The organism is Acinetobacter terrestris, from assembly GCF_004331155.1.
GTDB classification, from domain to species: Bacteria; Pseudomonadota; Gammaproteobacteria; order Pseudomonadales; family Moraxellaceae; genus Acinetobacter; species Acinetobacter terrestris.
Window position 1 is genome coordinate 112135 of the sequence record NZ_SJNZ01000009.1, and the last position, 8672, is coordinate 120806.

An 8672-nucleotide genomic window follows, 5' to 3' on the forward strand; every position below is an offset into this window, starting at 1 on the left:
TATAATACATGATTTTTTATAGTGTTTTACCAAATGCTCACATTTCTTAATAAAACTTAATGAAGCCCAAAAACCATGGAAAAAAATGAACATCTTTTAGGCACACGTCGGTTTTTACCGATGTTCGTCACTCAGTTTTTCGGTGCCCTGAATGACAATGTCTATAAACAATCCTTGTTACTGGTCATTACCTATGGTTGGATCAATCAGCAAAGCGCCAGTGTCAGTACCCTGAATAATCTTGCAGCCTTATTGTTTATTTTACCCTATTTTATTTTCTCTGCGACAGCCGGCCAGATTGCAGATAAATCTGAACGCTCACAACTTGTACGCGGCATTAAAATACTCGAAATTGTGATCATGTTAATTGGCTCTGCTGGCTTTTTATTGGGTCATTTGTGGCTATTATTAATGGCTTTATTTTTAATGGGTGTGCATTCGACCTTCTTTGGGCCAATCAAGTATGCCATTTTGCCTGAAATTTTAAAACCAAACGAACTGATGTCCGGAAATGCCCTGTTTCAATCTGGTACATCTATGGCCATTCTGATTGGTATGATTTTAGGCGGTGCCGTCATTTCTGCATCAGACGGCAATTTGGTCTGGATTAGCCTGACTGTGGTCACCATTGCTGTTTTAGGCTATATCTCGAGTCGTTTTGTGTTAAAGCAAAATGTAAGCTCACCTGACATTAAAATTGACTGGAACTTTTTTAGAACCAGTTTTCAGACCTTAAAATATGCCAAAAGTCTACCGATCATTTTTCTGATTTTATTGGGTAATTCCTGGTACTGGTTTTATGGGGCAACTTATCTGACTCAGATTCCACAGTTAACCCAGCAGAATCTACATGCTTCTGAAAATGTCGTCAGTCTGCTTTTAACCTTCTTCTCTGTCGGGATTGGTGTCGGTTCATTATTGTGCCGCAGAATTGGCGGTACAGAGGTGAATTTGAAGATGGTACCAATTGGTGCCATTGGCTTAACGGTTTTTGCTTTTTATTTAGCCGCAAGTCTGGCTTTTGTGCCTGAACGTAGCGGTGACCTGTTAGGTTTAAAAGAGGTATTTACCCAAGGCTGGAGCTATTACCATGTCATGCTTGCCGTGACATTACTCGGGATTAGTGGCGGTTTTTACATCGTACCTTTATACGCCATGATGCAGGCCTTTTCTCCGCGCTCACATCGTGCGCGTGTGGTGGCTGCAAACAACATCCTAAATGCCGTATTCATGGTATCCTCTGCTGTATTTTCGATTATCATCTTAAGTATATTCAAGATTGATATTAAAATACTTTTCAGTATTACCGCTATTCTAAGCGCCATTTTCACTACATGGCTCCTGTTTAGGCTCAAGCCGATGCTTGCAGTACAACAAGAAGCTTTAGAGGATTAATTTTATGCGTCAATATACCGGTATCGACAAATTTATTCATTCATTTGACCAGGCGCTTCGCAGTTTGGTTCCCGGAACGACCTCTGCACATCGTGAAAATCCGGGCAGTACTGTTGAAACCAAACTAGGTGTCAGTGAAGCACGTCATGTTGCTGGTTTAATGCGGGTGAATCATAGTGGTGAAGTCTGTGCACAAGCGCTTTATCATGGTCAGGCGCTCACTGCAAAACTGCCCAATGTACGCCGTGAAATGGAACAGGCTGCAATTGAAGAACAAGATCATTTGGCCTGGTGTGAAGACCGTTTAAAAGAACTAGATAGCCATACCAGTTTACTCAATCCAGTCTGGTACAGTTTGTCATTTGGTATGGGTGCCATTGCCGGAATTGCCGGTGATAAATACAGCCTAGGTTTCGTGGCAGAAACAGAACGTCAAGTCAGTCTGCATTTAGAAGACCATATCAAGCAGTTGCCGGAGCAAGATGAACGTTCACGTAAAATTCTTGTGCAAATGAATGAAGATGAACTGCATCATAGAGATACAGCATTGAATGCTGGCGGTGTGGATTTACCTGCCCCAGTGCGTATTGCAATGACCGGCATTTCAAAGTTAATGACCAAGACCAGTTATTATATTTAACTGTTTTTTGAATAATTCAACACCCGCATTATTGCGGGTTTTTTATGCTGTTTATTACTCAGCAATTTGAAATGTAGTTTTACCCCTATTCATTACCAAGACAAATCTGGTTGCTTTTTTAAGCTTTTATATTTCATTAGTAAAATAGAATGATTTTTCTGCCTATTTGAAACCCGAGTCGCTGAATACTTTTAGACAAGTGTATGGTTCAAATGAGTAACAATCAATAGAGCCAGCTATTATGCAGAGAATCTTTTATGTGTATAAAAAATCAATTTAAAATTATCACTGATAACATAATTAATTATGTTTGCCCTCTAGCAGATCATTAAGATTCTGCAACTTGCATTACACAATAATTGATCAAGCATAAAAAAAGCCCAACATCCTGTTGGGCTTTTTCGTATTTGATGCTTAGATCTGACTCCTGTCTGATCTCACATTCCTTGTTCTTTCTCTTGTTCTTTTTATCTGGAGCATCCTGCTCTCTATGTCCCCATCATAGGAAATTGTAGCTAGATCGTATAGCCGCAAAGGACCGGAATTGATGTAAGCAAATGCGTACAACACTGCCTAAAAACTGTCCCAGATTTATCCGCAAAAATTGGGGATATTTTTTGCCCTGGTAAGTCCGGGAACATTGAGAAAAGTTTCATTTTGATTAAATTATGATCAATTCTATTGGCGGAATATATCAAAACAGTTTAAAAAAAAGCCGACTTGTTTCCAAGCCGGGATTCTGCTGATCTTTTAACTTTTTCTTTTAGCTTAACTTGTTGATATTTCAATATTATTACAATCGCGTTTCGTATAAGCGCCATTATGTTAAATGGGGGTATTTTCCACTCAATAGTGAATTAAGAATGCTCTATAAAATGAGTTGTTATTTACCTTTTAAAGAAGTATTACTCCCTGAGTAAGTAGAAATTAATACTTCCTTTACTTCATTTGACGTATTTGGATCTACTTTAAGCTCATTAACGGCTTCAGTAATCCGTTTACGAACAGCTTCATTCTCTGTAAGTGAATGCTTAAGCTCATGTTCTTTCTTCGTGAGTAGGGAAGCATTATGAAGAACACCCAGAGTCAAAATTTGAACCTTTGGATTCGTATTTTTTAAATAAGGAATAATATCGTCTACTGCTTCAATTGGGTTTAATTTAGTTAGTGATATAAGAATTGCACTTAATGCATCTGGATTCGATTCATTTTGTTTTAATAAATCAACCAGCTTATGGATTTTATCTTCTCGTGAATATGCAGGGCTATCATTAATAGCAATCATATTTTTTACCCAGTCAGGAGGCATTCCATGAGGGAGATTGGACGCATTGTTAGTGATACCGTCACTAACAGTAAGAATATTACTGTTGGAACTGATCTTTTCTTGAGTTTCCATCAGCTCTTTACTATGCACATCATCACTTTTTTTGGCAAAAAGAAAGAATCCAACAAAAGCTACTACGATTGCTGTAATAACTAAATAAATCACCTTACTATTATTTTTCATATCACCTACATATTCTAAATAAAAATGTCGTTACATCTCACCTGAAGACTATATGGTAATACCCCCATTTTTAGTCTTTAATGCGTTTCTTCGCTTCGTCATAAACTATGCTGTCAGCTCGTTTCCCAACGGTGATGAGCAAGATGACTACTTGATCATCTTTGACTTGATAAACTAATCTGACTCCAGCCTTTAATAATTTAATTTTATAGCAGCCTGCAAGATCACCTCTGAGCATATTCTTGGGAATATGTGGCTGCTCTATGACCTTAGCGAGTTTCTTCTTAAATTGATCTCTGATAGTACTGGGAAGTTTTTCCCATTCAGGTGTGAAGTCCTTATGACGTAAAAGCTTATAAGTCATCTAAAGTAATTTCCTCGAACATTTCTTTAGGGTCATTAATTCGCTTACGTACAGTCGCTAATAATTCAGCATCTTCTTCTGAGAGCAATGCTTTTTGAACAGGTAGTTTTCCTGTAGTTGCAATATACTCAAGTATGTTGGTGAAGAATTCAGTTGGTGCAATACCTTGTTCTTTTAGGACAGAAAATGATTTTTCTTTTAGGGCTTCATCGACCCTGAAGTTAACAGTAGCCATTACTTTTCCCATTTGTTGAATACATGGATATATTGTAATGCAATTTGCATTACATAGATAGTTCGTATAACAACCATTATGTTAAATGGAAATTTTTATTCCTAATTTATACTATAAAAAAATTAATTGAGCGGATTAAATGAATATTGATGTAAGTAGCGATCATGGCCAAATTGATAGAAAAATTATTGAAGATTATGCTGAGTCTATTGGTTATAAATTTCCTAAGTCTTATGTTGAATTACTCAGTAAACACAATGGATTAACTCCTCAAAAGAGCTATTTTGAGTTTTTAGATCATAACAATAAGTTCACAGATAGAGACTTATATTTTTATAGCTACGGATATGAAGAAATAGAAATTTGGGATGAAGAAGATCGTAAAAAGTATGAGAATTCCATCAAAAAATATGAAGCAATTGAATTAAATCAGCCTGATGAACACATGTATGAATTTATGGATAAACACATAGTGATTTTTGGAGAATGTGCAGGTGGTGACTTACTAGCTTTTGATTATAGAGATGATCTTGATACTGATGAACCAGCTATTACTCTGATTTATCATGATGACCTTATCCAAATATCACCAACTGAACATAAGTTGAGAACTATAAAATTAGCAGATAATTTCACTTCTTTTATGGCATTATTGAAAGAGGATCTTTTTTAAATTTCCCTAAAATTAACATAATACACCTTATACGAAATACTTTTTTATTTCCTTAAAAATCAATTTCTTATATAATATTGAAAAGCCCATTCACCCTCAAATGGGCTTTTTTAATGATATATCAATTTTCACACCTGAGTTTGATGATTTTTTTAAATTTTAATCAGTCAAATTCTATCAATACTCACCTATTTCCATTTTTGTGTGGGTAGAGTCAAAACGAATGATACTTCTAGATAAAAGTTATGATCTGCTTAGGCTATTTAAAAACTAAAATTTATCATCTGATGAACTTAGTAAAAGTTAATCTACCCAATGCACAATTGGAAATTGATGCTTTTCATGCTGAAACTCAACACCCTGCCAAATATCCAGCATTGGAATTTTTACATCAGTTGCAAGGGGTAATTTCTTCGGATTAAATTGCATATGAGATAAGTCTTCTCCCCATGCAATCAGATCCACATCCAAAGAAATTTGATGCGATGGACGTACACGGCCTGAATCATCTTCCATTTTTTTGAGGATAGAGGTCATTTCTTCGACGCTCATTTTACTTTTGAGCAAACACGCAGCATTCCAATAATCTGCACCAACACCATCGCGACATGGAATTAAATAAATTTCAGAGAATTGAACCTGTCCAATTTCAGCAATCTGGGTAAATGCCTGCTTAAAATGGAGTTCAGGATGACAATTACTCGCCAGAGCTAAGGCGAATATCGTTTCGGTGGCGTTCAAGACGAATTCCTACAGAATTTGCTTGCGCGATAATGGCAGGCTTACGGATCGTAATCATAATCGATTCAACCGCAGGAAAGGTAGTAAAAAGCGCATTGAGAACAAGCTTTGCTGCATGTTCAATCAATTCTGGCTGTGCTTTTTGAATAACCGTGGCAGAAATTTCGCAAATCTCCGCATAATTTAGCGTATGTTCCAGTTCATCAGAATTAGAAGCCTGTTCCAAACTGGTCTGGATGGTCATATCGAGCATTAAAGGCTGAATGATTTGACGTTCCCAATTGAAACATCCCACCACTGTTTCGACCTTTAAACCTTCAATGATAATTGCATCCATGTCTTTACCCTTTACTGACTTTAATTTTTGAATCTCCTGAATATTCCTTTAAAAAAGAAAATCCCCTCTTTGATAAAGAGGGATTTAAGGAGATTTGCTCAATAATAACTTAGTGTTTTAACAACACCTTTGGATCAAGAGTTTGCACCATTTGCAAACGCTGGTCTGCATAAATATCGGTATATGGCGCGAGGATGCGCATAAAGCGATCGAAATACAGCATTTGTTTAAACAGCAAGGCAAAGTCACGCGGGAAGCGAATGCCGTGACGCTCACCGACTCCAACCATATCCATCATAATATCGTTTAAATCTGCGGGATTTGAGCTTAATATTTGTTGAGGATCAGCCATTAATACACCACTAAATAACCGCTCAAGATCATCGGCCAAAACTTGTGTATCAATTTTCTTGTCAGTCATACCCATTTTCAGCATGTTTTCTGCCATCAGGTTGTAATCAGTTTTTTGCAGCGCATCCATAAATGCAATGGATGCAGTCCATACTTCAGGATTAAGCTGACCGACAATACCAAAATCGATAAAACCGACACGACCATCTTCAAGCAACATCAGATTGCCTGCATGCAGGTCTGCATGGAAACTTTTACACATCATCAAGCTACCAAACCAAGTATTCATGGCGGTAATTAAAACCTGCGACGGATCTTTAGAGACTGTTTTGACCACATCAAAATCAGTCAGAGGCACACCATAAAAACGCTGCATGGTGAGTACACGACGGGTTGAATATTGGTGATAGACTTTTGGTGCTGCGGCTTTTGAATTTTGAGTCACATTCAAATAGTTAACGAAATCATCAAGATTTTGCGCTTCTTCAATAAAGTCAACTTCACGCACCATACGGGTTTTAATTTCATCGACAATATCGGCAAGTGATGCAAATTTAACTTTTGGTACCACTTTTTCTAAAACTTTAGTGGCCCAGTGCAAGACGTTTAAGTCGGTATATAGAATAGTTTCTACACCCGGCTTTTGCACTTTAATGACCACATCTTCGCCTGTCACAAGTCTAGCTGCATGAACTTGTGCAATAGAGGCTGAAGCTAAAGGTTTTTCCTCAATTGAAGCGAATATTTCATCCAGATTTCGGCCTGCAAATTCAGAGGCCAAAACACCCTGAACATAACTAAATGGCAAAGATGGGGTTTGATCTAAACAGCCTTGAAATTCTTCAACATATTCACGTGGAAACAATGAAGGCGTACTGGCAATAAACTGCCCAAGTTTAATGTAGGTGGAACCTAAGGATTCAAAAGTTTCACGCATCAGTTTTGCGTTACTTGGTTTTTCTGTAGCGTATTTAATGCCTGCTTTTGCTGCAATGACAGCTGTTTCACCCACACGGGCAACCGAACGCAGTCCATCTAACCAGATATTGTTTTTCATAATGTCAGCTTAGAATTAAATTGTAGTGAGTGTAGCAAAAAAATATTCGTTTGCAGGTCTATCTTGCCTGACAGATTGGACAATCTGTATCTTTTTCGAAAGCAAGCAAGCGTTGTTTCATGCTTAATCCATCCCAAAGCATCAGTTTTTGCTTAAGCGGCGTTTTCCCCAAACCCAGATACAGCAAGGCATGATGCGCCTGCAAGCTTGCCATCACATTTGGTGTAGTTGCTAATACACCAGAATCGGCACAGCGCAGGTTTTCATTGACATGCTGTTCTTTGGGAAATAGACATTCATAACAAGCCGATTCCCCTTCAACCATAAACAGTTGTCCCTGAAAACCAATCGCAGAAGCGCTGATTAAAGGGACATTAAATTGCTTACAGGTTTGATTGACTAAATAACGTGTCCTGAAATTATCACAGCCATCCAAAACCAAGTCTTGGTTTGAAATAAGTTGTTCTGCATTACTTTGATCCAGTTTTACGGTTTGAGATTCAATACGAATATGCGGATTAATTTGTTTTAGCCGTTTAGCCAGTATTTCAGATTTATAGAAACCAATATTTTCCTCTACATAGGCTATTTGCCGTTGCAGGTTACTCATCTCAATCGTGTCGGCATCGATAAGAGTAATTTGCCCTACACCGGCACGAGCCAGAAGTTCTGCGGTTGTACAACCGATTCCACCGCAACCGACAATCAAGACATTGGCGAGTTTGAGTTTTTCCTGTGCTTCAATATCCCAGCCATCAAGAAGAATTTGACGGCTATAAAGATGTATTTCTTGGTCGCTGAGTTCCAAATCAATATCGTACTGGGTCACTAGACATCCTCATTATCCGCTTTTTCTGGTGTCACCAAGTATAGACAAATTAGCCGTAGTATTCAGCAAATCTATTATTACTTAGCTATTTTTTGTCTTAATTTTAATCATAAATTTGAATTGACTTGTAAATTATTTGAATGAAAAAATTAAATAAATGCCTGAAATTTGACATATTTTTTATTCGCACTATGATCAATGGGTATTCGTTCAACACATGACGATGCCATAAGTATTTATTGAATACAGGGTAAGCTGTGAGTGCCTCATAACCGCAGCAGTAAGTAATAGTTTTCCTAAATTTGCTATGTACTTACGGACATTGGGAAAGACTAAGCTACCAACATTTTTTCCGTCGAGAGACGAACCTGAATTGGGAGTCAATGATGCTGTTCAATACTTTTAAGCAACTGCTATGCAAACATCACTTCACTGAATATCAAACCCAGCATTTCCACGTTGCCGAATGTTTAAAATGTGGAATTCAATTTCCGCATTCCACTAAGCAAAACCGCCATTAATGGCGGTTTTTTTTTTTTT

10 protein-coding genes are annotated in these 8672 nt (G+C 37.5%); 3 read left to right on the top strand and 7 right to left on the bottom strand.

The window, feature by feature from the left end; translation table 11 throughout:
- Positions 1–75 precede the first annotated feature (75 nt).
- Positions 76–1395: an MFS transporter gene (locus tag E0H81_RS07065; RefSeq protein ID WP_131317719.1), complete on the top strand. Its 1320-nt coding sequence runs from the start codon at positions 76–78 to the stop codon at positions 1393–1395.
- Between the two features lie 4 nt (positions 1396–1399).
- A complete protein-coding gene (gene coq7, locus E0H81_RS07070) occupies positions 1400–2035 on the top strand; it encodes a 2-polyprenyl-3-methyl-6-methoxy-1,4-benzoquinone monooxygenase (protein WP_131317721.1) in 636 nt (211 codons plus the stop codon).
- 883 nt (positions 2036–2918) lie between these two features.
- On the opposite strand, the gene E0H81_RS07075 is transcribed toward coq7, so the two are convergent.
- From E0H81_RS07075 to E0H81_RS07085, 3 genes are all read right to left on the bottom strand, one after another.
- Positions 2919–3545 carry a HEAT repeat domain-containing protein gene (locus tag E0H81_RS07075; protein WP_131317723.1) on the bottom strand — a complete coding sequence of 209 codons (627 nt, stop codon included), beginning with the start codon at positions 3543–3545 and terminating at the stop codon, positions 2919–2921.
- Between the two features lie 70 nt (positions 3546–3615).
- Positions 3616–3909: a type II toxin-antitoxin system RelE family toxin gene (locus E0H81_RS07080; protein ID WP_131317725.1), complete on the bottom strand. Its 294-nt coding sequence runs from the start codon at positions 3907–3909 to the stop codon at positions 3616–3618.
- Complete coding sequence (locus E0H81_RS07085) at positions 3899–4144, bottom strand: type II toxin-antitoxin system RelB/DinJ family antitoxin (protein WP_074947748.1); 246 nt, start codon at positions 4142–4144, stop codon at positions 3899–3901. Before E0H81_RS07085 ends, E0H81_RS07080 begins: the two co-directional genes overlap by 11 nt.
- Positions 4145–4283: 139 nt before the next feature.
- Here E0H81_RS07085 and E0H81_RS07090 point away from each other — a divergent pair, with 139 nt between their 5' ends.
- Positions 4284–4817, top strand: coding sequence for an SMI1/KNR4 family protein (locus E0H81_RS07090; protein ID WP_131317727.1), 534 nt, complete (start codon positions 4284–4286; stop codon positions 4815–4817).
- 303 nt (positions 4818–5120) lie between these two features.
- Here the strand turns inward: E0H81_RS07090 and E0H81_RS07095 are convergent, their stop codons facing one another.
- The 4 genes from E0H81_RS07095 to E0H81_RS07110 all read right to left on the bottom strand — a co-directional run bounded on the left by E0H81_RS07095 (position 5121) and on the right by E0H81_RS07110 (position 8132).
- Positions 5121–5558, bottom strand: coding sequence for a 2-amino-4-hydroxy-6-hydroxymethyldihydropteridine diphosphokinase (locus tag E0H81_RS07095; RefSeq protein ID WP_131271432.1), 438 nt, complete (start codon positions 5556–5558; stop codon positions 5121–5123).
- Positions 5515–5895 carry a dihydroneopterin aldolase gene (gene folB, locus E0H81_RS07100; RefSeq protein WP_131271433.1) on the bottom strand — a complete coding sequence of 127 codons (381 nt, stop codon included), beginning with the start codon at positions 5893–5895 and terminating at the stop codon, positions 5515–5517. The genes E0H81_RS07095 and folB overlap by 44 nt, the downstream gene beginning before the upstream one ends.
- 109 nt (positions 5896–6004) lie before the next feature.
- Positions 6005–7303, bottom strand: a complete 1299-nt coding sequence (locus E0H81_RS07105; protein ID WP_131317729.1) for an ABC1 kinase family protein — start codon at positions 7301–7303, stop codon at positions 6005–6007.
- 58 nt (positions 7304–7361) lie between these two features.
- Entirely contained in the window at positions 7362–8132 is a 771-nt protein-coding gene (locus E0H81_RS07110) for a HesA/MoeB/ThiF family protein (protein WP_131317731.1), read from the bottom strand.
- Between the last annotated feature and the right edge of the window lie 540 nt (positions 8133–8672).

Coding starts and splice junctions, on each gene's coding strand:
- folB (WP_131271433.1), bottom strand. CDS start 5,895: ATGGATGCAATTATCATTGAAGGTTTAAAGGTCGAAACAGTGGTGGGA.
- E0H81_RS07085 (WP_074947748.1), bottom strand. CDS start 4,144: ATGGCTACTGTTAACTTCAGGGTCGATGAAGCCCTAAAAGAAAAATCA.
- E0H81_RS07105 (WP_131317729.1), bottom strand. CDS start 7,303: ATGAAAAACAATATCTGGTTAGATGGACTGCGTTCGGTTGCCCGTGTG.
- E0H81_RS07075 (WP_131317723.1), bottom strand. CDS start 3,545: ATGAAAAATAATAGTAAGGTGATTTATTTAGTTATTACAGCAATCGTA.
- E0H81_RS07080 (WP_131317725.1), bottom strand. CDS start 3,909: ATGACTTATAAGCTTTTACGTCATAAGGACTTCACACCTGAATGGGAA.
- E0H81_RS07065 (WP_131317719.1), top strand. CDS start 76: ATGGAAAAAAATGAACATCTTTTAGGCACACGTCGGTTTTTACCGATG.
- E0H81_RS07090 (WP_131317727.1), top strand. CDS start 4,284: ATGAATATTGATGTAAGTAGCGATCATGGCCAAATTGATAGAAAAATT.
- coq7 (WP_131317721.1), top strand. CDS start 1,400: ATGCGTCAATATACCGGTATCGACAAATTTATTCATTCATTTGACCAG.